A 24,979-nucleotide genomic window follows, 5' to 3' on the forward strand; every position below is an offset into this window, starting at 1 on the left:
ATCCCCCAGTCCGGCCTTTCACAGCCCCCGGTGTCCCCCAGCACCGGGGGCTTCTTCCTGCCTCGGGAACCGCTGAGCGGGGTGCCCGGACCGCTTCACTCCCAGCGGTAGCCCGCCCCGCGGACGGTGACGATGTGGTCGGCGCCCAGCTTGCCGCGGAGGTACCTCACATACACATCGACCACGTTCGAGCCCGGGTCGAAGTCGAGCCCCCACACACGGCTCAGGAGCTGCTCGCGGCTGAGCACGCGGCCCGGGTTGCGCAGGAACTGCTCGGCGAGCGAGAACTCGCGCGCCGACAGGTCGATCTCACGACCGCCGACGGTCGCGCGGCGCGCCAGGATGTCGAGCACGACGTCGCCGTGCGAGATCGACACGCCCGGCTGCGGAACGCTCTCGCGCAGGCGCGAACGCACGCGGGCCAGAAGCTCTTCGAATGTGAACGGCTTCGGCACGTAGTCGTTGGCTCCGGCATCCAGTCCGGTGACGGTGTCGCGCGTGCTGGATCGCGCGGTCAGCATGATCACGGGTAATGCGGAACCGCGTGCCCGAAGCTCGCGCAGAACCTCGAAGCCGTCCATCGTGGTAAGGCCGACGTCGAGCAGAACGAGGTCGGCGTCGCCGCGCAGCGCGGCCTCGAGCCCTTCAGGCCCGTCCTCGCACACGAGTGTCTCGTAGCCCGCCGCCTCGAGGCCGCGACTCACGAACGCCGCGATCCGCGGTTCGTCCTCGACGATGAGGATCCTGGTCATCCGGCAGCCTCCCGTTGCAGCACATCTCCGGCGCGAACCGGTGCCGGCAGTTCAGCCTCCGTCGGAGGCAGGTGGATCGTGAATGTGGCGCCGCCGCCCGGCGTGTCGGTGACGACGCAGTGTCCGCCGTGGCCCTTCGCGATCGCGTCGACGATCGCGAGGCCGAGTCCAGAGCCGCCGACCGAGCGCTTCACGTGGGCCCGGTCGAACCGGCGGAAGATCCGAGCGCGCGCACCGGGCGGGATGCCGGGACCGTGGTCGCGCACCCAGAGCCGCGGGCCGTCGTCCGGGTGGGCGCTTCCGATCTCGATGGGGCTGCCCCCGGGCGTGTACTTGGCGGCGTTGTCGGCGAGTTGGAGCCATGCTTGCAGCAGGCGATCCTGGTCGCCGATCGTGCTGCCGTCGGCACATGCCTCGATGGTCCAGGTGTGGCCGGGGATCACGGCGACGAGTTCGGCGACGCGCTCTGTGAGCGCGGCGAGATCTACGGTGTCGAGGCTGTACGAGTCCGCCTCTGCGGTGGCGAGCACGTCGATGTCTTCGACGAGCCGGGTGAGCCGGTCGAGCTCCGCGATTCCGATGTCGCGCGCCGATGCCACGTCCGCGGCATCCTGCGGGTTCATCAGCTCGAGGTGACCCCGCACGATCGTGATGGGCGTCTTCAGCTCGTGGCGCACGTCGTCGAGGAGCTGTCGCTGCCCGTCGACGGAGTCCTCCAGGCGGTCCAGCATCGAGTTGACCGTGCGCGACAGGTCGGCGATGTCGTCGTTGCCCTGAGGCTCGAGCCGGTGCGAGAGGTCGGTGATGGAGATGGCGTCGGCCGTCTCACGGAGGCGGCGGATCGGCGACAGCAGCCGGCCGGTGACGAACCAGCCCACGACGCCGATGGCGATCAGGACCGCGACGGCGGCGATGACATACGTCGTCATGGCGAAGGTCACCGGCTGCAGCTCCTCGCCGAGGTTGACCGCACGTACATAGAGCCCTTGGCGGGGGTCCCCATCCATCTGAACAGGAATGGCGATGTACCGGAGTGACCCTTGATCGGTCACCGCGGTGCCCTTCTTGGTCTCACCCCCGGCGGTCTCCCTGACGACGCGGTCGATGAGCTGTTTGTTCGTCGAGATGTCGTCGCCCGAGAGAGTGGTCGGCACCCAACGTGGCACGCCGTCGATCAGAGCCAGTGAGCCTTCGTTCCGGGCCGGCACCAGGCGCGCGACCACGGCTTTCAGGTAGTCGTCGACGTTCTGGAACTCGTCGGCGTCGAGCTCCTCGACCGCCGCCGACGCGCTGCCCGACGCGCCGACCGCGGTTCGGTCCGCGACGGACTCCAACACCTCGACCTGGTTCTCGAGCCGGTCGTTGACGCTCGCGAGGGCCTGCTCGCGCTGCACCAGGAACGTCACGCTCCCCACGATCGCCAGCCCGACGCACGCGACAGCGAGGATCGCGGCGAGGATCCTGACGCGCGCGGGAACCGGGCGGGGCGTGCGTGCCATGACCCGATTATCCCGCCGACGCACGGCTTGCGGCATGGGGCGGGCGAATCAGCCCGGGTGCGTCATCGAGAGAAGGTCGAGCTTCTCGTCGAGCTGCTCGAGCGTGAGCTCGCCGCGCTCCACGTAGCCGAGGTCGATCACGGCCTCGCGCACCGTGATGCCCTTCGCGACGGAGTGCTTGGCGATCTTGGCGGCGGCCTCGTAGCCGATGAGCTTGTTGAGCGGCGTGACGATCGACGGCGACATGCCGGCGTATGCGGCAGCGCGCTCGACGTTCGCCTCGAGTCCGTCGATGGTCTTGTCGGCCAGCACGCGCGACGTGTTCGCGAGCAGCTCGATCGACTCGAGCACAGCGCTGCCCATGATCGGGATGGCGACGTTGAGTTCGAAGGCGCCGGAGGCGCCCGCCCACGCGACGGTCGCGTCGTTGCCGATGACGCGGGCGCACACCATGAGCGTCGCCTCGGGGATCACCGGGTTCACCTTGCCGGGCATGATCGACGATCCGGGCTGCAGGTCGGGGATGTGCAGCTCGCCGAGGCCGGTGTTCGGGCCCGAGCCCATCCAGCGCAGGTCGTTGTTGATCTTGGTGAGCGACACCGCGATGGTGCGGAGCGCACCGGATGCCTCGACCAGGCCGTCGCGGTTCGCCTGAGCCTCGAAGTGATCCTTGGCCTCGGTGATCGGCAGCTCGGTGTCGGACACGATGAGCTCGATGACACGCTGCGGGAACCCGAGCGGCGTGTTGATGCCGGTGCCGACGGCCGTACCGCCGAGCGGGACCTCCGCGACGCGGGGGAGGACGGCCTGCACGCGCTCGATGCCGAGGCGGATCTGGCGGGCGTAGCCGCCGAACTCCTGGCCGAGGGTGACGGGCGTTGCGTCCATGAGGTGGGTGCGACCCGACTTCACGACGCTCTTCCAGAGGTCGGCCTTGGCCTCGAGGGCGACGGCCAGGTGGTCGAGCGCGGGGATCAGATCGTCGATCAGCTCCTGGGTCACCGCGATGTGCACGGAGGTCGGGAACACGTCGTTCGACGACTGCGACGCGTTGACGTGGTCGTTCGGGTGCACGGTCGCGCCGAGCGCCTGCGTGGCGAGGGTCGCGAGCACCTCGTTCATGTTCATGTTCGACGACGTGCCGCTGCCGGTCTGGTACACGTCGATCGGGAACTGGTCGGCGAACTCCCCGGCGATGATGCGGTCGGCCGCGCCGGCGATGGCGTCGGCGATGGCTCCGTCGAGCGTACCGAGCTCTTTGTTAGCGAGGGCCGCGGCCTTCTTGATGCGCGCGAGCGCGACGACCTGGGCGGGCTCCAGCCGGTCCCCCGAGATGGGGAAGTTCTCCACCGCGCGCTGCGTCTGCGCGGCGTACAGCGCGTTCTTGGGCACGCGCACCTCGCCCATGGTGTCGTGCTCGATGCGGTACTCGATGTCGGTCACGTCGTTGTTCCTCACGTGTCGGTACAGGGGTGTCGGGAAAAGTGGGGTGGTGGTCAGGCGGCGTCGGTGATCCCGACCACGACGTCGGGCACGGCCATGCCTTCGCCGAGACGGTAGTTGGCGCCGACGACCGCGAGGCGCCCTTCCGCGACGGCGGAGCTGATGAGCTCCGACGAGTGCAGCAGCTCGCCGACGGTGTCGCGAAGGTGTTCGCGGCCGACCTCTTCCGCGTCGATCTCGTCCGGGTAGACGCCGTCCACGGCCGAGGCCCGCTGGACGCGGCGCACTGCGGGCACGATGGGCGAGATCAGGCGCCAGATATGCGGGGGCAGCGGATCGGCGTCGGGGCTGGTGCTGTCGATCGCCGCACGGACGGCGCCGCAGGCGTCGTGGCCCAGCACGACGATGAGGGGCACTTCGAGCACCGCGACGGCGTACTCGAGGCTGCCGACGACCGACTCGGAGACGACCTGCCCGGCGTTGCGCACGACGAAGAGGTCGCCGAGGCCCTTGTCGAAGATGATCTCCGCCGCCAGGCGTGAGTCCGCGCAGCCGAAGAGGGCTGCACGGGGTCGCTGCCCGCCCGCGAGCTCATGCCGGGTGTCGACGTCCTGCCGGGGGTGGCGGGGTTCGCCGGCGACGAAGCGCGCGTTGCCGCGCTGCATCTCCTGCCAGGCCTTTGCGGGCGTGGGGTGGTCGGTCACTCGGCCTCCTCGCGTAGTGCGGTGATCTGGTCCGTGACGGAGCGGGCCGTGTCCTCGAGGGCGTCCTTGCCGGCGGCCCCGTAGATGAGCACCGTGTCGGCGCCGGCCTCGGTGGCGAGCGCGACCGAGATGTTCCCGGTGCGGTCGGGGTCGAGCTCGTAGCGCTCCCACGTGATGCCGTCGATCGTGACCGTGTCCTGGGGGGCGGAGCCCGACAGGACACGGGCCTCCCACGCCTCGTCCGCGTCGAACCCCTGCGCGACGCGGAGGAATCCGCGCGCGTTCTCGTCGGCGGGCGCGTAGACGACGGTGAACGCGCGCACCCCTCCGTTGCCCTCGACGCCCGCGCGGTTGATGATCCACGCGTCGGACATCTCCGGGGTGATGACCGTGCGTCCCTCCGAGGCAGCGACGCCCTCGGCGACGGAAGCGAGGTCGATCGCCTCGCGCGGCGGTGGCGTGCCGCGAGGCACGGCGGCGATGATAACGACGACGACCGCGAGCGTCGCGAGCAGCGCCGCGATGAGATTGCGGACGTTCTGGCTCGAGCGATAGATCCGCGACGACTCCGCCTTGCGGTCGGCGGTCTCCTCCGGAGTCTCAGGACGACCGAGCTCGGCGACGATGCGGGGTTCACGTGCCATCAGAGCGCCTCGCCCTGTGTGCGATCGACGGAGGCGCGAGCGGCCTCGAGCCGGCGCTTGGCACCCAGCAGCCACTCCTCGCAGCGGGCGGCGAGGGCTTCGCCGCGCTCCCACAGCGCAAGGGAGTGCTCGAGTGTCGGGGCGCCCTGCTCGAGTTCGGCGACGACGCGGACGAGTTCGTCGCGCGCCTGCTCGAACGAGAGGGTCGCGACGTCCGCGAGGGCGCCGCTCGTCTCAGTCATGCCACCAGTCTATTCGGGTGCGGGGCTCGCCCCGCGCCCCGCCCGGTTCGGCTCGGCGACGTCGCCCGCCGCGGTGGCGCCCCGGTCAGGACCCTCGGTGATCTCCCCGTCGGAGCGAGCGGCGAACGATCCGCGCCCCACGGTGACGACGACGGGGGTGGATGCCGGAGCCTGGGCCGCGTCGCGCACGATCACGCCGTCTGCGAGATGCGCGATGGCATAGCCGCGGGCGAGCGTCGAGGCAGGCGAGAGCGCGCGGAGCGTCGCGCGGAGCTCCGCGGTGCGCTGGTCCTGGACGCGAAGCGACCGGTCGATCCGGTCGCGCCCGCGGGCGACGAGCAGCTCGACCTCGTGCGAGCGCGTGGTGAGCAGCGTCTCGGGGGCGCGCAGCACCGGGCGCGAGCGCAGCTGCTCGAGCTGGGCGATGTCGTGCGAGATGCGCTGCGTGAGCCGCATGTTCATGCGGGCGCGCAGCTGCCCGACCAGTGCGCGCTGTTCCGCGACATCCGGCACGACGCGCTTCGCCGCATCGGTCGGGGTCGATGCCCGCAGATCGGCGACGTCGTCGAGGAGCGGATGGTCGTTCTCGTGGCCGATGGCGCTCACGACGGGGGTGGATGCCGCGGCCACGGCGCGGATCAGGCGCTCATCGCTGAAGCCCAGCAGAGTCTGAGGGTCGCCGCCGCCGCGAGCGATGATGATGACGTCTACGTCGGGTGCGGCATCCAGCGCCTTCAAGGCCGCGATCGTCTCGGGGACGCACCTGTCGCCCTGCACGGCGGCGTACTTCGTCTGGAAGCGCACCTGCGGCCAGCGCAGCTCGGCGTTGCGGTGGACGTCCTTCTCGGCGTCCGAGTTCTCACCGGTGATGAGGCCGATGAGGTGCGGCAGGAAGGGGAGCGGCGTCTTGCGGGACGGATCGAAGAGCCCCTCGGACCGCAGCTGCACGCGCAGGCGCTCGAGCTTCTCCAGCTGGTCTCCGAGTCCCACGTGGCGCATCGCCGACACCCCGAAGCTGAAGTCGCCGTTCTTCACGAAGTAGTCGGCCTTCACACACGCGATGACGTGATCGCCCACCTTGAGGTCGCCGGGCAGCCGATCACGCGTCGACGACCAGATGCGGAAGGAGATCGTGGCATCGGTCACCAGATCTTTCAGACGACCGAACACGTTGCCGCCCCGCTGGTTCCACCCGGTGATCTCGCCTTCGACCCACACCGATCCCCACGTCTGCACGAACCCGCGGATCGTGTCGTTCAGACGGGCCACGGACGTCGGCGCCTGTGCCGTCGAGTCGCGGGGCGGCACCGAGTCGGGAGGCGGTGGCTCGCCGGGGACGGCGGCAGGCTGGAAACTCGTCATGCGATCCTTTCGTGCCCTCGCGCGGGCTCCCTGTCGGAGGCCCCGCTCAGGAGCCCGCCCGTAGAATCGGGGGGTGAGCATCAGCACCCCGGGACAGACCCGACCGAGTCAGGCCCCTGTGAGCATGCCCGTCCCGCGGATCCCGCGGCGGCGCGAACCGCTCAAGGATATCGCCGGGGCCGGACAGAAGCGGGTGCTCCTGGCATCGCCGCGTGGCTACTGCGCGGGCGTGGACCGTGCCGTCATCGCCGTCGAGAAGGCGCTCGAGCGCTTCGGTGCGCCCGTGTATGTGCGCAAGCAGATCGTGCACAACATCCACGTCGTGACCGAGCTCGAGAAGCAGGGGGCCATCTTCGTCGAGGAGGTCGACGAGGTCCCCGCCGGTGCCCACGTCGTGTTCAGTGCGCACGGCGTGTCGCCCGCGGTCGTGGACGCGGCATCCGACCGGGGTCTGCGCGCCATCGACGCGACGTGCCCCCTCGTGACGAAGGTGCACCGCGAGGCGGTGCGCTTCGCGCGGGACGACTTCGAGATCCTGCTGATCGGCCACGAGGGGCACGAAGAGGTCGAGGGCACGGCGGGCGAGGCGCCCGACCACGTCACGATCGTCAACTCGCCCGAAGAGGCCGACACGATCCAGGTGCGCGACCCGTCCAAGGTCGTGTGGCTGTCGCAGACGACGCTGTCCGTCGACGAGACCATGGAGACCGTGCGGCGGCTGCGGGTGCGATTCCCGGAGCTGCAGGATCCGCCGTCGGATGACATCTGCTACGCCACCCAGAACCGCCAGGTCGCCATCAAGAAGGTCGCGAAGGACGCCGACCTGGTGATCGTCGTCGGCTCGGCGAACTCGTCGAACAGCGTGCGGCTCGTCGAGGTGGCGCTCGAGCACGGCGCCAAGGCCGCCTACCGCGTCGACTACGCGGACGAGGTCGAGCAGGCGTGGCTCGAGGGCGTCGAGACCGTCGGCGTCACCAGCGGCGCGTCGGTGCCGGAGGTGCTCGTCCAGCAGGTGCTCGACGACCTCGCCACGGCCGGCTACCACGATGTGGAGGAGGTGCGTACGGCCGAGGAGGATCTGATGTTCTCGCTTCCGAAGGAGCTGCGACAGGATGCCGCCGGCAAGCGCGACGACCGCGCCTTGGGCGGCCGGAGCCGTTCATGAGCGACGCGAACGCCGAGCCCGACCCGCACTCACGTCCGCGTCCCCAGTACGGCGAGTACGCGACGCCCGAGGAGCAGCGCGCGCGCATCCAGGAGCCGGCCCCCTGGCAGGAGCCGGTCGCGCCGATCATGACGGATGCGCCGGCCGGCAGCATCCCGTCCGCTCCCGTCGTCGCGGAGACGCGCCAGCACCCGGTCGACCGCATCATCACGTTCGCGCTGCTCGCGTACGGCCTGGTCAACGTGATCACGTCGGTGCCGGCCTTCCTCGACTACGGCACGTACGCCGAGACGATGCTCGGTCTGATGGGCGTCGACGCGCAGCTCTCGGATCCCGCAGCCGGAAAGCCGTGGGCGATCGCCGCCGCCCTCGTCCTGGCGATCGGCTGGTGCCTCACGACGACACTGTCGGTCTGGAACATGCGCCGCTCCCGGGTCTCGTGGTGGATCCCGCTGGCGGGAGGCATCGTCTTCTCACTGAAAGCGGGCGCCCTCATGGTCGCGCCGCTGACGAACGACCCCGCCGTCTGGCAGGCGCTCCTCGACAGCACGCGACTCTGAGCTTCCGCGGCGCGCGGCGTCCGTCCCGTGCGGTCACGGCGGGACGGGGCCATACTCACAGGTGACGGCGCGGACGCACAGCGGATTCACGTGAACCCGTTGACGGTGTGTCTCGTGTCTCCTGCGGGAGGTGATGGATGCCGCACGACAGCGTGGAGCGTCGACACGGCGCCGCCGCACGCGATGCCGCACGCCTGGCCGCCATGTACGACGCGCATGCGGCGCCGGTGTGGCGCTATGTCGTGCATCTCACCGGCGATCGCGCCGGTGCCGACGACATCGTGCAGGAGACGCTGCTGCGGGCGTGGCGAACGCCCAAGATCCTCGAGCAGGATCCGTCGACCACGCGCTCGTGGATGTTCACCGTGGCGCGACACCTCGTGATCGACGAGGCGCGCAGCGCTCGGCGGCGCCGCGAGATCGACGTCGCCGAGGTCCCCGAGCGCACTGCGCCGGATGCCACCGACGCGCTGTTCGAGGCGATCCTCGTCGAAGAGGCGCTGGCGACGCTCACGACCGACCACCGCGCCGTCGTCGTGCGCGCCTACTACCGCGGCCTCTCCGTCGCCGAGATGGCCGACGAGTTGGACATCCCGGAGGGGACCGTCAAGTCGCGCCTCCACTACGGGCTGCGCGCCCTCCGGCTCACCCTGCAGGAGAAGGGGGTGACGCGGTGACCACGGACCACGCCCGTTTCGCCGACTGGGATGCCGCGTACGTCGTGCGCGCGCTGAGCGGGGACGACCGCCGCCGGTACGAGGCCCACCTGGACAGCTGTCCCTTGTGCCGCGAGGCGATCGCCGACCTGGCGCCGTCGATGGGCCTGCTCGCCCGGGTCGCGCCCGAGCGAGCCGAGGCGCTGCTCGAGCCGTCGGGCCAGGACGGCCCCGATCCTGCGGCCCGGGAGCGCATGGTGGTCCGCGGCGCGCGGGATTCGCGGCGGCGTCGCATGATCGCGTGGGGCAGCGGACTCGTCGCCGCGGCGGTCGTCGCCGTCGTCGTCGCATTCGCGGTGACGACGGCGGTCGCGCCGGCCAGGGGGCCCGAAGAGGTCGTGGCGCTGCAGGCCGTGACGGATGTGCCGCTGACCGCGCAGGTCGAGTTGACGGACGTGGCGTGGGGCACCCGCCTCGCGATGACCTGCCACTACCCGCCCAGCCGCGATCCGTACACGGCGGACCGGGAGTGGCCGTACGTCCTCGTCGTCACGTCGGCCGACGGCACGACCAGCGAGCTCTCGTCGTGGCGCGCCGGCCCGGGGACGACGGCGCACCTCGACGCCGGCACCGCGCTCGACCGGGACGACATCGCATCGATCGAGGTACGTGCCGTCTCGGACGGCCGTGTACTGCTGCGCGGAGAGCCCGCGCCGTCGAACGAGGAATGACCGCGGCCGGCAGAGCCGCTGGTTAGGATGAGCGGATGCCTCGCCTCGTCGCCGTCTGCGCCGTTCGACAACTCCGTCCCGATGCCGGGCCGTTCGGCGTCACCGCGATCGACAAGGGCCCGGTCGAAGGTCCGGTGCGCGTCGGCCCGTACGGCGTGTACGCCGACGTGCAGGCCGACCGCAAGCACCACGGCGGCCTCGACAAGGCGCTCTATGCCTACGCCGAGGAGGACGCCGGGTTCTGGGAGTCCGAGCTCGGCCGCGAGCTTCCGCCCGGCTGGTTCGGCGAGAACCTGCGCGTCGAGGGGATCGACGTCAACGCGGCGCTCATCGGCGAGCGGTGGCGGATCGGCGATCGCGTGGAGATCGAGGTGACCATGCCCCGCACGCCCTGCCAGACGTTCGCGCGCTGGGTCGGCGGGGACGACGCGCGCGGATGGGTCAAGCGATTCTCGAACGAGCGCCGCCTCGGCCCGTACCTGCGAGTGGTGCAGCCAGGACGCGTGCAGGCCGGCGACGAGATCGTCGTGGTCCACCGCCCCGAGGGCGCACCCGGACTGCTCGACCGCTACATCGACCCTGAGTAACCCCCCCGCATGGGTGCTGCTGCGGGCGTGGCGCAGGCGAAAGCAGGTCCGACCGCCCCGGCGCCGGCCGAGGAGGCCGGTGCCGAGGCATCCGTCTGATCTGCTGCCTACGCGGCGAGGCTCTTGCCCGCCGAGCCGAGCTGCTGCGTGGCCTCGACCACGCGGGCGGCCATCGCGGACTCGGCGATCTTGCCCCACGCGCGCGGGTCGTAGGCCTTCTTGTTGCCCACCTCGCCGTCGACCTTCAGCACGCCGTCATAGTTCTGGAACATGAAGCCGGCGACCGAGCGCGTGAACGCGTACTGGGTGTCGGTGTCGATGTTCATCTTCACGACGCCGTTGGCGACCGCCTCGGCGATCTCGGCGTCGGTCGAGCCGCTGCCGCCGTGGAAGACGAGGTCGAGCGGCTTGGGGCCCGTGCCGAACTTCGACGCGATGCCCTCCTGGATCTCGCCGAGGAGCTCGGGGCGGAGCTTGACGTTGCCGGGCTTGTAGACGCCGTGGACGTTGCCGAAGGTGAGGGCCGAGATGTAGCGGCCGTTCTCGCCGAGGCCGAGCGCCTCGACGGCCTTGGTCACGTCGGCGACGGTCGTGTAGAGCGCCTCATTGGAGCCCTCGTGCTGCACGCCGTCCTCTTCGCCGCCGACGACTCCGATCTCGACCTCGAGGATCGCGTTGATGTTCTTGAGCCGGGGGACGAGGTCCTTCGCGATCTCGATGTTCTCGTCGAGGGGCACGGCCGAGCCGTCCCACATGTGGGACTGGAAGATCGGGTTGCGGCCGGCCTTGACCTCTTCCTCCGACGCCTCGATGAGCGGCAGCACGAAGTCGGCGAGCGCGGGCTTGGGGCAGTGGTCGGTGTGGAGGGCGACCGTGATCGGGTAGCTCTTGGCGACCTCGGTGGCGAACTTCGCGAAGGCGAGAGCACCGGCCGCACGGGCCTTGACGGTGTGGCCGGCGAAGTAGTCGGCGCCACCCGTCGTCACCTGGATGATGCCGTCGGAACCGGCCTCGGTGAGGCCCTGCAGCACGGCGTTGATCGACTGCGAGCTGGCGACGTTGATGGCGGGATACGCGAAGCCACCGGCCTTCGCGCGGTCCAGCATGTCGGCGTACTGCTCCGGGGTGGCGACGGGCATGAGTGCTCCCTTTGATCGAATGGGGTTCACCGCAAACTCTACCCAAGCGCCGCGTGAGGGAACGGATGCTGCCGCCCGGCCTCGCGCGGGAAACCCGCGTCCCTGCACCATTGGAAAGAATGGACATTCCTTCGCTTTGCGGCGCGTGAAATTCCCGTGATTCGGGCGCAATGCTGGCATAGGCTGACCGCATGGTGAGCCTGACCGCGGATATGAGTCCCCTGCACCCCGACCGCAACCTCGCACTCGAACTCGTGCGGGCTACCGAAGCGGCGGCGATCCGCGCGGTGCCGTTCATCGGCCGGGGGGCCAAGGAAGCGGCCGACGGGGCCGCCGTCGACGCGATGCGCGCGTTCTTCACGACCGTCAACTTCGACGGGACCATCGTCATCGGCGAGGGCGAGAAGGACGAAGCTCCGATGCTCTACAACGGCGAGCGCGTCGGCAACGGCCGCGGCCCGCAGGCCGACGTCGCGGTCGACCCGATCGACGGCACCTCGCTGACCGCGGCCGGGCGCAACAACGCCCTCTCGGTGATCGCCGTCTCCGACCACGGCACGATGCTCGACGCCTCCAGCGTCTTCTACATGGACAAGCTCGTCACCGGCCCCGCCGGCGTGGGCGTCGTCGACATCCGCCTTCCGATCGGCGAGAACATCCGCCGGCTCGCCAAGGCGCTCGACAAGCCTGTCGACGAGCTCGTCGTCTCGGTGCTGCACCGTCCTCGCCACGAGCGTCTCATCGAGGAGATCCGCGAGGCCGGCGCCGGCACGCGTCTGATGAGCGACGGCGACGTCGCCGGCGGCATCAACGCCGCGCGCCACAACGCCCGCACCGACATGTGCGTCGGCGTCGGCGGCAGCCCCGAGGGCATCGTCACCGCGTGTGCGATCAAGGCGCTCGGCGGCCACATCCAGGGCCGCCTGTGGCCTCGCGACGACGACGAGAAGCAGCGCGGCATCGATGCGGGGCTCAAGCTCGACGGCCACGTCTACGAGGCGGACGAACTCGTGACCGGAAGCAACACGATCTTCGTCGCCACCGGCGTCACTGACGGCGCGCTCGTCGCAGGCGTCCGCCGCGAGGGCGGGTACGTGTACACCGAGAGCGTCGTGCTGCGCGGCGCGTCGGGGACGCTGCGGCGGATCTCCTCGGAGCACCTCGTCTCGAAGTGGCTCTGATCGGCAGAGGTGTGTCGCACCCGCCACGGGTGCGACACGTGACGCTGCCGTGACCGTTTCGTGACCGGCCGCCGGAGGAACTCTGGCAGAATCTTGTGTGGTGTCGATGGAGACACGTCCGTGTTTCCTACTCGAGGAGTTGACGATGTCTGCGCACTCAGCCGATCCGTCGTCGCCCCAGACGGGCGCGCATGCCGTGGTCGCCAACGCGATCGATCCGGCCCGTCGGCCTGACGTGCTGCTGCGCGTCCGCCGTGATGAAGGTCACGAGATCAGCGCGTGGTGGATGATCGGCGCGTTCGTCGGCGTCTCGGCCGCGGTCATCGTGCTCTTGAGCTTCGTCCCCGGCGGCGCCTGAGCCTCACTCCTTCGGCGATGCGATACGGGTGCGCACTTCGCCGAGCTCCGCAGCAGCGGTGAACGGCGTCGCGTCGGCATCGCCGCTGGCACGTGGATCGGCGGCTTCTTCGAGCCCCGGGAGCGTTTCGAGAAGCTCCGGCGCCGTGAGGCGGCGCGGGCTCTTTTCGATGGCGACCGGCTCGTTCACCGCGTCGAGCTTGGTCGCGTCGATCCCGGGGAACTTGCGTGCGCTCACCAGCACGCGCGTCTCGAGCGAGCCGGCGAACCGGTTGTAGCTGTCGACCGTGCGCTCGATCGCCCGGCGCAGGTCGTCGGCGTGCGACGCCAGCGACCCGAGCCGCTCGTAGAGCTGGTTGCCGAGGTCGAACAGAGCGCGGGCCTCTTGCGAGACGTCCTGCTGGGTCCACGTGTACGCCACGGTCTTGAGCACCGCCCAGAGGTTCACCGGCGACGCCAGCGCGACGCGCTTGCCGAAGGCGTAGTCGAGCAGCGAGGGGTCCTCCTCGAGCGCTGCCGCGAGCAGCGACTCGCTCGGCACGAAGCAGACCACGAACTCGGGGCTCGACGACAGCCCGGCCCAGTAGGTCTTGCGGGCGAGCGCGTCGACGTGCGCCCGCACGGCCTTGACGTGCTTGTCGAGCAGTCCCCGCCTGCGCGCCGCCTCGGCCCCCTGCGCGGTCAGCGGGATCGCGCTCGCCTCGAGGAACGCGTCGAGCGGCACCTTGGCGTCGACCGCGATCGCCTTGTCACCGGGAAGCCGGATGACCATGTCAGGGCGGCCGGCGCCGGCGTCGGACGTGATGGTCGCCTGCAGATCGAAGTCGACGTGACGCGTGAGTCCGGCGGCCTCGACCACCCGCCGCAGCTGCGTCTCGCCCCACACACCACGGGTGCTGCCCGAGCGCAGGGCGCTCGCCAGTGACTCGGTGGTCGCGCGGAGCGCCTCGTCGGACTCGTGGGCGCGCCGGAGCTGCTCGGCGAGCGTGCCGAACTGGAGGTGCCGATCGCGCTCGAGGTCGTCGACTTTCGTGTGCATCGCCGCCAGCGTCTCCTGCACGGGGGCGAGCGCCCTCAGCACCGACTGCTCGCGACGCTCGCGCTCCTCGCGCGCCGCCTGGTCGTGGCGCGCTTGGCTCGCGAGGTCGCGATAGAGCAGCTGCTGGTGTTCGAGCTGTGCCTGCACGCCCTGCCGTGCCGCCTCCGAACCGGCCAGCCGTGCGGTGAGGTCGGCGTGGTCGCGCGCCGCGCGCGCGGCACTGCGCGCGAGCCCCGCAGCCCACCCCGCCATGGCGCCCACGAGGAGACAGACGATTACCACCACACTGATCACGACTGCGTCCATGGCTCCAGGGTGCCGGATGCCTCGGACATCACCGCGGCGGCGGGCCGCAGCATCCGTTTCCGCGCTACGCGACGGCGAAGCTGACGGCCGGCGCCTCGGCGACCGCGATCTGAGACACCCGCACGCCGACCGCCGCGGTCAGAGCCCCGATGTCGTCGGCGCCGACGCGTCGCGCCGCGTCGATCATGACGTGGGCGCACGCCACCGCGTCGGCCGTGGCGTTGTGGTGCGGGAAGTCGGGGAACCCGGCCTCCGCTGCGACGTACGGCAGCCGGTACGACTCGAGCTTGTAGACCCTGCGCGCGACCTGAAGGCTGCAGGCGTAGCGGTACGGCGGACACTCGTCGCCGGTCGCATCGCACGCGCGCTTGAGCACTGCCATGTCGAAGCCGGCGTTGTGTGCGACGAGGACGTCGGAGCCCGCGAACGCGACGATGTCGGCGAGCTGGCGAGTCCACGGCGCCGCGTCGACGACGTCCTCGGGCCGAATGCCGTGGATGCGCACATTGAGCTCGAAGAACACGTCGTGACCGGCCGGCGGGCGGATCAGCCAGCCCGCCCTGTCGACGATCTCGCCGTCGCGCACCCGAACGAGTCCGACCGCACAGGCCGAGGCGTTGCTGGAGTTCGCCGTTTCGAAATCGATCGCGGTGAAGTCCAGTGGCACATCCCCAGACTCACCCTGGCGCGCCTGCGCAGCCGGAAGGCGCGCCGAGCGCCCGGTCGTCATAGGGTCGGAGCATGGCCAGTCGCGAGGAGATGTCGCTGTCGTTCGGGGCCGCCGCGGGCGCGTACGAGTCGGGCAGGCCCGGGTATCCGCGCGAAGCCGTGGACTGGATGCTCCCTCCGGTGCGTGAGCCCGGACGCGCCCTGCGCGTGGCCGATGTCGGCGCGGGCACGGGCAAGCTCACCCGCACGATCGTCGAGGCCGGGGCCGAGGTCGTCGCGATCGACCCCGATGCCGACATGCTGGCCGCACTCCGCGAGCACGTCCACGGCGTTCCCACCTTCGTGGGGACGGCGGAACGGATGCCGCTTCCCGACGCCTCCGTCGACGCGGTGCTCCTCGGGCAGGCGTGGCACTGGGTCGACCCGGTCGCCGCCTCCGCGGAGGTCGGGCGAGTGCTCCGCCAGCGTGGTGTGCTCGGGCTCGTGTGGAACACCCGCGACGGATCCGATCCGTGGGTTCACGACGGCCGGCAGATCCACGTCGGGCTCGACGCCTGGGGTCGTCTCGTCGAGGAGAGGGAGATCGGGCAGCTCATCGCAGCAGCCGAGAAGGAGTAGTGCGAGCGAGCCACCTTCATACCTGCGCGTGGTGGCCCGCACTCATGGTGGGCAAGGCTCAGCCACACCCGACTCTCCCGGGCCCCTCAGAAGCTTACGGATCGAGGCTCAGCGGTTGCCCTCGCCGCCGGAGTTTGCGGCATCTCACTCCAGATGTGACCGTCGAGTTCACGACCGCCAGACTTAGCTTAGTCATGTCCCGGTGCTGCTCCGGCGGAGAGGTGGTGCGTGAACTGCACCTCGAACACGCGGTCACGTGCCGGGCCGTCGTAGCCGTAGAGGACGCGGTCGAAGAGCAATCGGGTTGCGGTCTCGGCCATGCGGGCGATGGGCTGGACAGCACCGGTGAAGAACGGTTCGACGCCGCTGTCGTCTTGTGCGCTGTCGAAGGTGACGATGGAGACATCCTCGGGGATCCGCAGGCCCACCCGTCGGGCGGCGCGAGCAGCACCGAGCGCGATGTAGTTTCCTGCGGTCAGCAGGGCGGTGGGTCGTTCGGGTCCGGACAGGACGGCTGTCGCCATCGCGTCGCCGCTGCCTACTTCGTACTTGCCCCAGAGAACGTGGGGCGGCAACCCGGCGCGCGCCATCTCGGCGTTGTAGCCCTCTGCGCGATCGGAGGCGGTGACGACGTCCTGGGGGCCGGAGAGCATCGTGATGCGCTGATGTCCGAGCTCGATCAGGGAGCGGGTGAGCTCGGATGCCGCGGACCCGGTGTCGCACCGGACGGTGTCGACGTCGTTGTGGGACATGCGGTAGTCCAAGACGACGATCGGGGTCCGCGTCGCCTGCACGAAGTCCACGGCGTCGGGTGTGCTCCGGACCGGAGCAAGGATGATCCCGTCCACGCGCCGTTCGATCAGTGCGCGCAGTTCACGTAGTTCCTGGTCGGGATTGCGGTCGGAGTGCGCGAAGACCACGGTGAAGCCCTCCTCGCGGGCGGCGGCGGTCACGCCCCTAACCTGTTGTATGGCGAAGGGGTTGGTGATGTCGTTGACGACGAGTGCGAGCATCATCGTGCGCCGTCGCAAGAGCCCCTGCCCGAGCCGGTTGGGCACGTAGTGCAGCTCGTCGATCGCGGCGCGCACGCGTGATCTCGTCGGTTCGGCGACGGCATCCGGTTGGTTAAGGACCCGAGACACCGTCGTCGGCGCGACGCCGGCGCGCGCTGCGACGTCTTTCATCGTCACCATGGCGCCTCCCTGTGCCGATTGTAGGTGCAGGTCATCGAGGAGCGGGGAGGAGGTCCGATAAAAACCTTGTGATTGCAGGGATGGTTCGCATACCATCGCCCACAAGCCGCTCGCCCGCCGCGGCCCTTGGACTCTCGAAGAGGAGATGTAATGAGGATTTTCACCGGCGTCGCGATCGGCGCAGTCGCCGCCGCGCTCGCGATGCCGATGCTGACCGCCTGTGGCAGCAATGGAGGCGTCGGCGGCAACGAGTCGGCCGCGCAGCAGACGGACGGCCCGGTCACTCTGAACTACTGGACCTGGTACCCCCGGGCACGTACATCTACCAGGCGACCCTCGGCGCCGACCGTGTCGGGTATGCGGCGGCCGCCTCAATCATCGTCCTCGTCATCGCGCTGATCGTCTCCCTCGTACAGATCGTGATCACCCGAAAGAGCTTGGGATGAACGAGACCGCACTCGTCACTGTCCCGACATCCGCCACGCGCAGCAGGAAGCGGACCTCCCACGTCATCGACGAGCTGAACCCGCTTGCGATGCTGCGCTCACGCCCGCGCGACCGCGTCATCATCCGGGTGATCCTCGTCGTCCTGACGTTGTGGTGGATCTTCCCGCTGGCTGTTGCCGTTAGCTCCTCGCTTGGATTCGGCGGTCTGCAGAATTACCTCTCCGTGCTGACCCAGCCCCTCAACGGCGTGTATCTCGGCGTCACCTTCCTCAACAGTGCGGTGATCGCGATCATCCACGCCGTGGCGGTCTGCGTGGTCTCGGCGCTTGCCGGGCTCGCGTTCTCGCGTCTCGAGTTTCCCTGGCGCGAGCAGATCTACTACGCCGTGCTCATCTTCCTCGCGGTGCCCGGCGCGGCGATCATCGTGCCGGTCTACTACATCTCCGGCACCCTGGGCCTGTTCAACTCATACTTCGGCGTCGCCCTGCCGGAGGCGGCGCTCACCCTGCCGTTCGGGGTGCTGCTGATGAAGAATTTCGCCGACGGCCTGCAGGCGAGCACCTTCGAAGCAGCCGCAGTCGACGGGGCGAACACCTGGCAGACCTTCCAGCGCATCTACATGCCGCAAGTGCGCTCCCCGCTGATCAACCTGGCGATCCTGTCGATCATGTGGTCCTTCCAGGACTTCATCTTCCCCTCCCTTCTCCTGCGGACACCGGAGCTGACGACCGCGAGCCAGGCGGTGCAGACCATTCGAGGCGCGTTCGGCGCCACACCGCAGCAGAACGCCGGGTTCTTCGCCGCGCTCGTGCTGCTGTCTCTCCCGGCCGTACTGCTGGTCACCTTAGGTCTGCGATGGGTCAGTCGCGGCCTCACCTCTGGAGGTTCCAAGGAATGAACGAATCGAGCGCAGAAATCGTGGACGATGCCCAGATCTCCGAACGCCGGCGCCAGCTGGTCGAGACGGTCGCAGACGGTGCCAAGCAGGGCCCGTTCGCGCCCAAGTGGACGTCGCTGACGACCGCGGGGACACCCGAGTGGATTCAGGATGCCAAGCTCGGCGTCTTCATCCACTGGCTCGTGAGCGGGGTCCCCGCCTTCGGCAGCGAGTGGTACGCGCGCAATATGTACGTCGCGGGCACCCCTGAGTACGCCCACCACCTGGAGACGTACGGGCCCCACGCCAAGTTCGGTTTCAAGGACTTCATCCCGAGGTTCTCGGGGGAACGGTTCGACGCCGACGAGTGGATGAACCTGATCGCCTGGTCCGGCGCGCGGTATGTCGTCCCCGTCGCCGAGCACCACGACGGGTTCGCGCTCTACGACAGCGACCTCACGCGGTGGAAGGCCACGGACATGGGACCTCAGCGCGACGTCATCCGAGAGCTCGCCGCTGCCGCCCGAGCTCGCGGTCTCGCGTTCGGGGTGTCCAACCACCGTGCCGAGCACTGGTGGTTCTTCAACGGCGGCAAGAAGCTCGACAGTGACGTGCAGGACCCCACATACGCGGACCTCTACGGTCCCGCCCAGCCGCTCGATACCCAGCCCGACACCGAATTCCTGGACGACTGGACCGCCCGTCTCGCGGAGGTCGTTGAACGCTACGACCCCGAGATCGTCTACTTCGACTGGTGGATCGAACAGCCGGCCTTCCGTCCACGCCTCGCCGAGTTCGCGGCCTACTACTACAACCGGGCCGCGCGCGCCGGTCACCGTCCGCCCGTCATCAATTACAAGTGGCAGGCCTTCGACAAGGGCTCGGCCGTCTACGACATCGAACGCGGAACCGCGCAAGGCATCGAGAGCGAGTTCTTCCAGAACGACACCTCCGCGTCGCGGATCGGGTGGGCCCACCTGCACTGCAACGTCTTCAAGACGGCGCAGGACGTGATCGGTGAGCTGATCGACGTGGTGTCGAAGAACGGCGCCCTTCTGTTGAACATCGGGCCCCGCCCCGACGGATCGATTGTGCCCGAGGAGCGCGCTGTGCTCGAGGGACTGGGGGCCTGGATGCGCGTCAACGGCGAGGCGATCTACGAGTCGCGTCCGTGGCGTGTGTTCGGGGAAGGCCCGACCGTTCCGCGCGTCGGCTCCTTCGCCGACACCGAGCCCACAGTCTGGACGCGCGGAGACCTCCGGTTCACCGCCAAGGGCGATGTGGTCTACGCCGCCCCGTTCATCGACCCGGGCCCCCGGGTCACCGTGCGCTCGCTCGGCCGCAGGCTGCGCATCGTCGGCGAACAAGTGTTGGAGGTGACCGTGCTCGGCCACGGCCCCGTGCTCTGGCGGCAGGACGATGAAGGACTGCACGTCGATCTCACGGGACTGCGAGCCGGTCTCCCGACCCCGGTCCTGCGCATCGAGCTCAAGGATGCGCACCCCGTTCAGCGCTTCGAGCCAGGATTCCCCGATTGACGGACACAACCACCCGCTTGCTCACCACGCCGCCGCGGAGGAGGCCGACGGCGAGACCCACCGACAACGTATAAACCCAAAGGAGAGTTCATGAATCGGCTTCGACGTATCGCTCTACTCGCCGCCCTCGCCCTCGTGGCGCCGTTACTGACCGTGACGGTCGGTCCACCCGCCCCGGCCACTGCGGCCGACCAGCTCACCCAGTTGAAGGACTTCTACAACGCCAACGACGCGTCGAAAGGGTACGTCGATCTGTCCCAGACCGACGTGTCGTACCTCCGTGCGTCACAGGCGACCTTCGGCGGGTCCGGGCTGACGCAAAACAGTGACGACAAGGCTTACGCGCACGGCGACCCCGTCACCGGCTGGAACAGCACGAGCCAGTCCTTCTCGTGGGTCGTGCACAACACGACCGCGGGCGCATTTGTCGTGAATGTGCTCATCCAGAACGGTTCGGGAACCATCAAGGTCGTCGACGGATCGAACTCGGTCACCAAGTCCTACACAGGTGTGGACAACGGCTATTCGTGGGGCAACTGGAACAAGACGAACTACGGGCAGCTGACCATCCCCGCCGGAACGTCGACGATCACGATCGCCGCGACGACGACTCCATCGGTGTCGATGGGGCTGCTGTCGCTCGAGCTGACGCCTGCATCTCAGCAGTCGACGATCGCCGCCGCGGTAGCGGCAGGCAAGTCGAAGGCGACATGGATGAAGAACTCGCCGCTCGGCGCGATGTACCAGTGGGGACAGTGGGGTGCCTACCCGGACGGCTCGCAACCCGCATGGCCGACCGTCTACGCCAATGCCGATTTCAACGCCCTCGCTGCACGCGACAAGGCAATGGGTGCGAGCTACGTCGTCTGGTCCATCACCTGGACCCAGTACTACATCGCTGCCCCGATCACCTCGGTCGACGCCGTGCTCCCCGGACGCACAACCAGCCACGACTACCTGCAGGACATGCTCACCGCGTACCACAACCAGGGTCTGCGGGTGATCTTCTACTACCACGCGGGCCACGACGACAACCCGAACCTCGACTGGTGGAACGCCTTCTGGGGCGTCTCGCCCAACGGTCACTATGCGCAGAAGGCCGATGCCATCAACCGGTGGATGAACATCGTGTCGGAGATCGGTAACCGTTACGGCACGCAGCTGGACGGCTGGATGTTCGACGACGGCCCCACCTACTACCCCTCGCCGACGGCGTTGGTGAACTCGGCGGTCCGTGCAGGCAATCCCGACCGGATGGTGTCGTTCAACACAAACTGGAACTCGCCGCGGCTCACCGACTACGAGGACTTCACGTTCGGCGAGTCCAACGACGGCACCCGATACCCGGTGGATGCCAACGGCGTTATCACGGCAGGAGGCTTCGTCGGCGAGCAGGCCTTCGGCACCAACAACATGGACTGCGGTGACTGGGGTGTGCGCACCGGCGACACCGGTTCCATCTCCACGTGCCGCAGCGGTGTCGACATGACCTCGTTCGCTCAGAAGGCGGCAGCCGCGCACGTCAGCCAGGCGATGAATCAGCGGATGTGGAGCGACCTCACGCAGTCGCCCGACAGCATCGCGAATTTCACGGCCGGCGGACAGACCGTCGCGGCGCTCTACCCGACGGCGACCATCGACGACGGCAACGCCGCGGTCAGCTACACAGGAACGTGGGAGAACAGGAACCCGGGTGGCTGCTACAACAACACATGCCACAACATCCGGTCGAGCGGGGCCTCGGCTCAGCTGACCTTCACCGGCAGTGGCATCACCTGGAACTCCATCCTCGGACCGGACCAAGGCAAGGCCGACGTCTACGTCGACAACACCCTCGTGCAGACGGTGAACCTGTACAACCCGGCGCGCTCAGTGAACGTGCCGGTGTTCACCCGAGGGCTGCCATACGGGTCGCACACGATCAAGGTCGTCACCGCGAACAACAGCTGGGTCACGGTGGACGGCTTTGGTGTGCAAACGGCGCAGGTGCTCGACGACGGCGACTCCGCCGTCACCTACGCGGGTGCGTGGCAGAGCAGCGACCCGGGCGGCTGCTTCAACAACACGTGCCACAACGTGCACTCCAGCGGCGCTTCCGCCACGGTCACCTTCTCAGGCACCGGCATCACTTGGAACTCCATCACCGGTTCGGGCCAGGGCCAGGCAACCGTGTCCATCGACGGCGGGACGCCTCAAGCGGTGAACCTGGTCCAGTCGAAACGTTCCGTCAGCGTGCCGATCTTTACCGCGAGGGGGCTGAGCAACGGAAACCACACCCTGAAGGTCACGTCGGCAAGCAGCGACTGGGTCACCGTCGACAGCTTCATCGTGTCGCACGCGTCCACCGTCGACGACAGCTCGTCGGCGGTGACCTTCACGGGGAGCTGGCAGAACAGCAACCCCGGGGGCTGCTACAACAACACCTGCCACAACATCCAGTCCGCGGGAGCGTCCGCGCAGGTCGCGTTCAGTGGCACCGGGATCACGTTCAACTCCATTACGGGGTCTGATCAAGGTGCGGTCAGGGTGTACGTCGACGGGGTCCTCGATCGCACAGTGAACCTCTACAACTCGCAGCGGACGGTAGGTGTGCCCGTCTACAGCCGCTACGGGCTGCCTCCCGGCTCGCACACGCTGAAGTTGGTCGCGGACAACTCCTCGTGGGTGTCGGTCGACAGCTTCAGCGTCACCGGCTGAGTGAGCGTGAAGCGGTGTCATCTGACACCGCTTCACGCCCTTGCTCGACTCCTCAGGAGAGCGAAAGTCATGGAATCTCCTGAGGCGGAGGGGTCTCAGCGGGAGACGGGGTCGGCGGATCCGGCGCTCGCGAGCTCGGATCGACGGATGCCGCCCTGCCAGCCGCCGGGGTGCAGGCAGGCGTACGCGCCGGCGACGGCCGCGGTGCGGAGCCTGGTCGTCGCGTCGCTTCCGGCGCAGCGTTCAGAGAGGTATCCGGCGGCGCCGGCGTCGCCCGCGCCGACCGTGTCGACGGGGGCGATGGGCACGGGGGACACCCGGATACTCGCCGACATGCCGGTAGCCGGGGGGTCAGGGACGGGGACGTTTCGCTTGTACACCTTGTCGGTCCGCTTGAACCGGATGACCAAACCGCCATCTTTTCGGCCTTCGATGAGGTGTGGGACGTTCGCCTCCGGACGCCCGTTGTAGGTCTCCGGGTGGATTCGCGGGTGGTAGCCGCGACGCCACGACTCTGCCCGCTCGTACAGCTCCCGGAACGTAGACCCGCTCCCTCACACGGGCGGCGTTGCTCGACATGGTCGCCTCGCGCAGCTATGTCATCACCGCCTCCGAGGTCGACAGGGTGGCGATCCTCGCGGCCGTGAGCGCACTGTTCGACGAGCGCCGCCTCACCGAGGCCACCGGCGTCGAGGTCGTCGACCTCCCGTACGTGACGCACGCATATCGCGCCATCCGCAGCTGAACGCTCCGGCGGGCTACGCGCGGACGGCACCCACGATGTGCCACGGCCCGCTGACTTCGCGGTAGCGCGGCTCCAACCCGCGCCCGGTCAGCACGGCGATCATCGCGTCGGGCACGTGGGCGTACGCACGATACGGGTTGCCGGTCAGGGTGTACCACGCGTTGATCGCGCGTGCCGAGAACCGGGCGAACAGCGTGCGCGGCGGGTGGCTGAACACGACGGCCTGCTTGGCGCGGCCGGCGGCGGCGCCCAGCAGTCGCTCGTAGTCGCGATAGCAGCACACCACCCGATGCAGCACCACGATGTCGGCGCGTTCGACGGCCTCGGGCGTGCTCGCGAGGTCGACCCCCAGCATCCGTGTCACCCGGTCGCGCAAGCCGGCCTCGTCGAGCAGCCGCGCGGCCTCGGGTTCGTAGGCGGTGGACAGCTCGACGTTCGTGGTGCGGGAAGCGCCCCGCTTGAGCGCTTCGAGCTGGATGTCGCCGATCCCGCCGCCGATCTCGAGCAGCGAGGCACCCGCCAGGCCGATCGAGTCCGCGAAGTCGAGCACGAGCGCCGCGCTCGGCGTGAGACCGTCCCGTCGATACCGGTGCGCGAGCCGCCGGGCGAACCGGGCATTGAACTCTCGGTCGTAGCCTTCCGGCACGTGCGGTGCACAGCACTCGTCCACGCGCTCAGTATCGCCCCCGGCGTCGGGGTGGGCAACGCCGCCATCTAGACTGGATGCCCGTGGCTCTCACCATCGGAATCGTCGGTCTCCCGAACGTCGGCAAGTCGACCCTCTTCAACGCCCTGACCAAGAACCAGGTGCTCGCGGCGAACTACCCGTTCGCGACGATCGAGCCCAACATCGGCGTGGTCAACCTTCCCGACCCGCGACTCGAGAAGCTCGCCGAGATCTTCCACTCCGAGCGGATCCTGCCGGCCGCGGTGTCGTTCGTCGACATCGCCGGCATCGTCCGCGGCGCGAGCGAGGGCGAGGGCCTGGGCAACAAGTTCCTCGCGAACATCCGCGAGGCCGACGCCATCGCCCAGGTCGTGCGCGGCTTCGACGACGACGACGTCGTGCACGTCGACGGCGCGGTCAACCCGCAGAGCGACATGGAGACCATCAACGCCGAGCTGCAGCTCGCCGACCTCGAGACGCTGGAGAAGGCGATCACGCGGTACGAGAAGGAGGTCAAGGGCAAGAAGCTCGATCCCTCGGTGCTCGCGGCCGCCGTCGAGGCGAAGGACGCCCTCGAGCGCGGCGTGCTGCTGTCGGCCTCGGGCATCGACCTCGCGCCGATCAAGGAACTCGGCCTTCTCACCGCGAAGCCGTTCATCTTCGTCTTCAACGTCGACGAGGCGGTTCTGACGGATGCCGCGAAGAAGGCGTCGCTCGAGGCGCTGGTCGCTCCGGCCAAGGCGGTGTTCCTCGACGCTAAGATCGAGTCCGAGCTCATCGACCTCGACCCCGAGGACGCGGCGGAGCTGCTGGCGTCGACGGGTCAGGACGAATCGGGTCTCGACCAGCTGGCGCGCATCGGCTTCGACACGCTGGGGCTCCAGACGTACCTGACGGCCGGCCCGAAGGAGGCACGCGCCTGGACTATCGGCAAGGGCTGGAAGGCCCCGCAGGCGGCCGGCGTGATCCACACCGACTTCGAGAAGGGCTTCATCAAGGCCGAGGTCATCTCGTTCGACGACCTCGTCGAGACCGGCTCCGTGGTGGAGGCCCGCTCGAAGGGCAAGGCCCGCCTCGAAGGCAAGGACTACGTCATGCAGGACGGCGACGTCGTCGAGTTCCGCTTCAACGTCTGACGACCGCTTCCCGGAAAGGCCTCCC

27 protein-coding genes are annotated in these 24,979 nt (G+C 69.0%); 14 read left to right on the top strand and 13 right to left on the bottom strand.

Going from position 1 to position 24,979, the window contains the following annotated elements:
* Positions 1 to 95 precede the first annotated feature (95 nt).
* From MRBLWH7_RS00940 to xseA, 7 genes are read right to left on the bottom strand one after another with little or no spacing between them, the layout of a single operon-like run.
* Entirely contained in the window at positions 96 to 752 is a 657-nt protein-coding gene (locus MRBLWH7_RS00940; protein WP_341998293.1) for a response regulator transcription factor, read from the bottom strand.
* Positions 749 to 2,251 carry a HAMP domain-containing sensor histidine kinase gene (locus MRBLWH7_RS00945; protein WP_341998295.1) on the bottom strand — a complete coding sequence of 501 codons (1,503 nt, stop codon included), beginning with the start codon at positions 2,249 to 2,251 and terminating at the stop codon, positions 749 to 751. Before MRBLWH7_RS00945 ends, MRBLWH7_RS00940 begins: the two co-directional genes overlap by 4 nt.
* Positions 2,252 to 2,299: 48 nt before the next feature.
* Complete coding sequence (locus MRBLWH7_RS00950; protein ID WP_341998297.1) at positions 2,300 to 3,694, bottom strand: class II fumarate hydratase; 1,395 nt, start codon at positions 3,692 to 3,694, stop codon at positions 2,300 to 2,302.
* Positions 3,695 to 3,747: 53 nt separating this feature from the next.
* Positions 3,748 to 4,359, bottom strand: a complete 612-nt coding sequence (locus tag MRBLWH7_RS00955; RefSeq protein WP_342002185.1) for a carbonic anhydrase — start codon at positions 4,357 to 4,359, stop codon at positions 3,748 to 3,750.
* Between the two features lie 35 nt (positions 4,360 to 4,394).
* On the bottom strand, positions 4,395 to 5,042 hold the full coding sequence (locus tag MRBLWH7_RS00960; RefSeq protein WP_341998299.1) for a DUF4245 family protein: 648 nt from the start codon (positions 5,040 to 5,042) through the stop codon (positions 4,395 to 4,397).
* A complete protein-coding gene (locus MRBLWH7_RS00965) occupies positions 5,042 to 5,284 on the bottom strand; it encodes an exodeoxyribonuclease VII small subunit (RefSeq protein WP_341998301.1) in 243 nt (80 codons plus the stop codon). Before MRBLWH7_RS00965 ends, MRBLWH7_RS00960 begins: the two co-directional genes overlap by 1 nt.
* Positions 5,285 to 5,293: 9 nt before the next feature.
* Entirely contained in the window at positions 5,294 to 6,646 is a 1,353-nt protein-coding gene (xseA, locus tag MRBLWH7_RS00970; protein ID WP_341998303.1) for an exodeoxyribonuclease VII large subunit, read from the bottom strand.
* Between the two features lie 124 nt (positions 6,647 to 6,770).
* Between xseA and MRBLWH7_RS00975 the strand changes: the two genes are divergently transcribed.
* The 5 genes from MRBLWH7_RS00975 to MRBLWH7_RS00995 all read left to right on the top strand — a co-directional run bounded on the left by MRBLWH7_RS00975 (position 6,771) and on the right by MRBLWH7_RS00995 (position 10,345).
* The gene (locus MRBLWH7_RS00975) at positions 6,771 to 7,811 is read left to right on the top strand and encodes a 4-hydroxy-3-methylbut-2-enyl diphosphate reductase (RefSeq protein ID WP_342002187.1); all 1,041 of its coding nucleotides are present in this window, start codon (positions 6,771 to 6,773) and stop codon (positions 7,809 to 7,811) included.
* Positions 7,808 to 8,371 carry a DUF6264 family protein gene (locus MRBLWH7_RS00980; RefSeq protein ID WP_341998304.1) on the top strand — a complete coding sequence of 188 codons (564 nt, stop codon included), beginning with the start codon at positions 7,808 to 7,810 and terminating at the stop codon, positions 8,369 to 8,371. The genes MRBLWH7_RS00975 and MRBLWH7_RS00980 overlap by 4 nt, the downstream gene beginning before the upstream one ends.
* Positions 8,372 to 8,508: 137 nt before the next feature.
* Complete coding sequence (locus tag MRBLWH7_RS00985) at positions 8,509 to 9,048, top strand: sigma-70 family RNA polymerase sigma factor (RefSeq protein WP_341998306.1); 540 nt, start codon at positions 8,509 to 8,511, stop codon at positions 9,046 to 9,048.
* Positions 9,045 to 9,758, top strand: coding sequence for a zf-HC2 domain-containing protein (locus MRBLWH7_RS00990; RefSeq protein ID WP_341998308.1), 714 nt, complete (start codon positions 9,045 to 9,047; stop codon positions 9,756 to 9,758). The genes MRBLWH7_RS00985 and MRBLWH7_RS00990 overlap by 4 nt, the downstream gene beginning before the upstream one ends.
* A 35-nt stretch (positions 9,759 to 9,793) precedes the next feature.
* Positions 9,794 to 10,345 (top strand): MOSC domain-containing protein, encoded by a 552-nt coding sequence (locus tag MRBLWH7_RS00995; RefSeq protein ID WP_341998310.1) that lies wholly within the window; start codon positions 9,794 to 9,796, stop codon positions 10,343 to 10,345.
* 107 nt (positions 10,346 to 10,452) lie between these two features.
* Here MRBLWH7_RS00995 and fbaA read toward each other — a convergent pair whose 3' ends face one another.
* Positions 10,453 to 11,484, bottom strand: coding sequence for a class II fructose-bisphosphate aldolase (gene fbaA, locus MRBLWH7_RS01000; RefSeq protein ID WP_341998312.1), 1,032 nt, complete (start codon positions 11,482 to 11,484; stop codon positions 10,453 to 10,455).
* A gap of 191 nt (positions 11,485 to 11,675) precedes the next feature.
* On the opposite strand from fbaA, the gene glpX reads away from it, so the two are divergent.
* Both glpX and MRBLWH7_RS01010 read left to right on the top strand, forming a co-directional pair.
* Positions 11,676 to 12,665 carry a class II fructose-bisphosphatase gene (glpX, locus tag MRBLWH7_RS01005; RefSeq protein WP_341998314.1) on the top strand — a complete coding sequence of 330 codons (990 nt, stop codon included), beginning with the start codon at positions 11,676 to 11,678 and terminating at the stop codon, positions 12,663 to 12,665.
* A 145-nt stretch (positions 12,666 to 12,810) separates the two neighbouring features.
* Positions 12,811 to 13,023 carry a UDP-N-acetylmuramyl pentapeptide phosphotransferase gene (locus MRBLWH7_RS01010; RefSeq protein WP_341998316.1) on the top strand — a complete coding sequence of 71 codons (213 nt, stop codon included), beginning with the start codon at positions 12,811 to 12,813 and terminating at the stop codon, positions 13,021 to 13,023.
* Between the two features lie 3 nt (positions 13,024 to 13,026).
* Here the strand turns inward: MRBLWH7_RS01010 and MRBLWH7_RS01015 are convergent, their stop codons facing one another.
* Positions 13,027 to 14,367: a DNA recombination protein RmuC gene (locus MRBLWH7_RS01015; protein WP_341998318.1), complete on the bottom strand. Its 1,341-nt coding sequence runs from the start codon at positions 14,365 to 14,367 to the stop codon at positions 13,027 to 13,029.
* Positions 14,368 to 14,431: 64 nt separating this feature from the next.
* Positions 14,432 to 15,034, bottom strand: coding sequence for a 3'-5' exonuclease (locus MRBLWH7_RS01020; protein ID WP_342002189.1), 603 nt, complete (start codon positions 15,032 to 15,034; stop codon positions 14,432 to 14,434).
* Positions 15,035 to 15,108: 74 nt separating this feature from the next.
* Between MRBLWH7_RS01020 and MRBLWH7_RS01025 the strand changes: the two genes are divergently transcribed.
* Positions 15,109 to 15,654: a class I SAM-dependent methyltransferase gene (locus tag MRBLWH7_RS01025; protein ID WP_341998320.1), complete on the top strand. Its 546-nt coding sequence runs from the start codon at positions 15,109 to 15,111 to the stop codon at positions 15,652 to 15,654.
* A gap of 188 nt (positions 15,655 to 15,842) precedes the next feature.
* Here MRBLWH7_RS01025 and MRBLWH7_RS01030 read toward each other — a convergent pair whose 3' ends face one another.
* Complete coding sequence (locus MRBLWH7_RS01030) at positions 15,843 to 16,847, bottom strand: LacI family DNA-binding transcriptional regulator (RefSeq protein ID WP_341998321.1); 1,005 nt, start codon at positions 16,845 to 16,847, stop codon at positions 15,843 to 15,845.
* A gap of 150 nt (positions 16,848 to 16,997) precedes the next feature.
* On the opposite strand from MRBLWH7_RS01030, the gene MRBLWH7_RS01035 reads away from it, so the two are divergent.
* From MRBLWH7_RS01035 to MRBLWH7_RS01050, 4 genes are all read left to right on the top strand, one after another.
* The gene (locus MRBLWH7_RS01035) at positions 16,998 to 17,246 is read left to right on the top strand and encodes a hypothetical protein (protein WP_341998323.1); all 249 of its coding nucleotides are present in this window, start codon (positions 16,998 to 17,000) and stop codon (positions 17,244 to 17,246) included.
* 43 nt (positions 17,247 to 17,289) lie between these two features.
* Entirely contained in the window at positions 17,290 to 18,192 is a 903-nt protein-coding gene (locus tag MRBLWH7_RS01040; protein ID WP_341998325.1) for a carbohydrate ABC transporter permease, read from the top strand.
* The gene (locus MRBLWH7_RS01045; RefSeq protein ID WP_341998327.1) at positions 18,189 to 19,709 is read left to right on the top strand and encodes an alpha-L-fucosidase; all 1,521 of its coding nucleotides are present in this window, start codon (positions 18,189 to 18,191) and stop codon (positions 19,707 to 19,709) included. The genes MRBLWH7_RS01040 and MRBLWH7_RS01045 overlap by 4 nt, the downstream gene beginning before the upstream one ends.
* Before the next feature lie 90 nt (positions 19,710 to 19,799).
* Positions 19,800 to 22,406 carry a hypothetical protein gene (locus tag MRBLWH7_RS01050; protein ID WP_341998329.1) on the top strand — a complete coding sequence of 869 codons (2,607 nt, stop codon included), beginning with the start codon at positions 19,800 to 19,802 and terminating at the stop codon, positions 22,404 to 22,406.
* Between the two features lie 95 nt (positions 22,407 to 22,501).
* Here the strand turns inward: MRBLWH7_RS01050 and MRBLWH7_RS01055 are convergent, their stop codons facing one another.
* Positions 22,502 to 22,741, bottom strand: coding sequence for a PfkB family carbohydrate kinase (locus tag MRBLWH7_RS01055; RefSeq protein WP_341998331.1), 240 nt, complete (start codon positions 22,739 to 22,741; stop codon positions 22,502 to 22,504).
* A 233-nt stretch (positions 22,742 to 22,974) separates the two neighbouring features.
* On the opposite strand from MRBLWH7_RS01055, the gene MRBLWH7_RS01060 reads away from it, so the two are divergent.
* A complete protein-coding gene (locus MRBLWH7_RS01060; RefSeq protein WP_341998332.1) occupies positions 22,975 to 23,151 on the top strand; it encodes a hypothetical protein in 177 nt (58 codons plus the stop codon).
* A 13-nt stretch (positions 23,152 to 23,164) separates the two neighbouring features.
* Here the strand turns inward: MRBLWH7_RS01060 and MRBLWH7_RS01065 are convergent, their stop codons facing one another.
* Positions 23,165 to 23,821 (bottom strand): methyltransferase domain-containing protein, encoded by a 657-nt coding sequence (locus MRBLWH7_RS01065; RefSeq protein WP_341998334.1) that lies wholly within the window; start codon positions 23,819 to 23,821, stop codon positions 23,165 to 23,167.
* 59 nt (positions 23,822 to 23,880) lie between these two features.
* On the opposite strand from MRBLWH7_RS01065, the gene ychF reads away from it, so the two are divergent.
* Complete coding sequence (gene ychF / locus MRBLWH7_RS01070; protein WP_341998336.1) at positions 23,881 to 24,954, top strand: redox-regulated ATPase YchF; 1,074 nt, start codon at positions 23,881 to 23,883, stop codon at positions 24,952 to 24,954.
* Positions 24,955 to 24,979: the final 25 nt, after the last annotated feature.

Source organism: Microbacterium sp. LWH7-1.2 (assembly GCF_038397755.1).
In the GTDB taxonomy this organism is placed as follows: domain Bacteria; phylum Actinomycetota; class Actinomycetes; order Actinomycetales; family Microbacteriaceae; genus Microbacterium.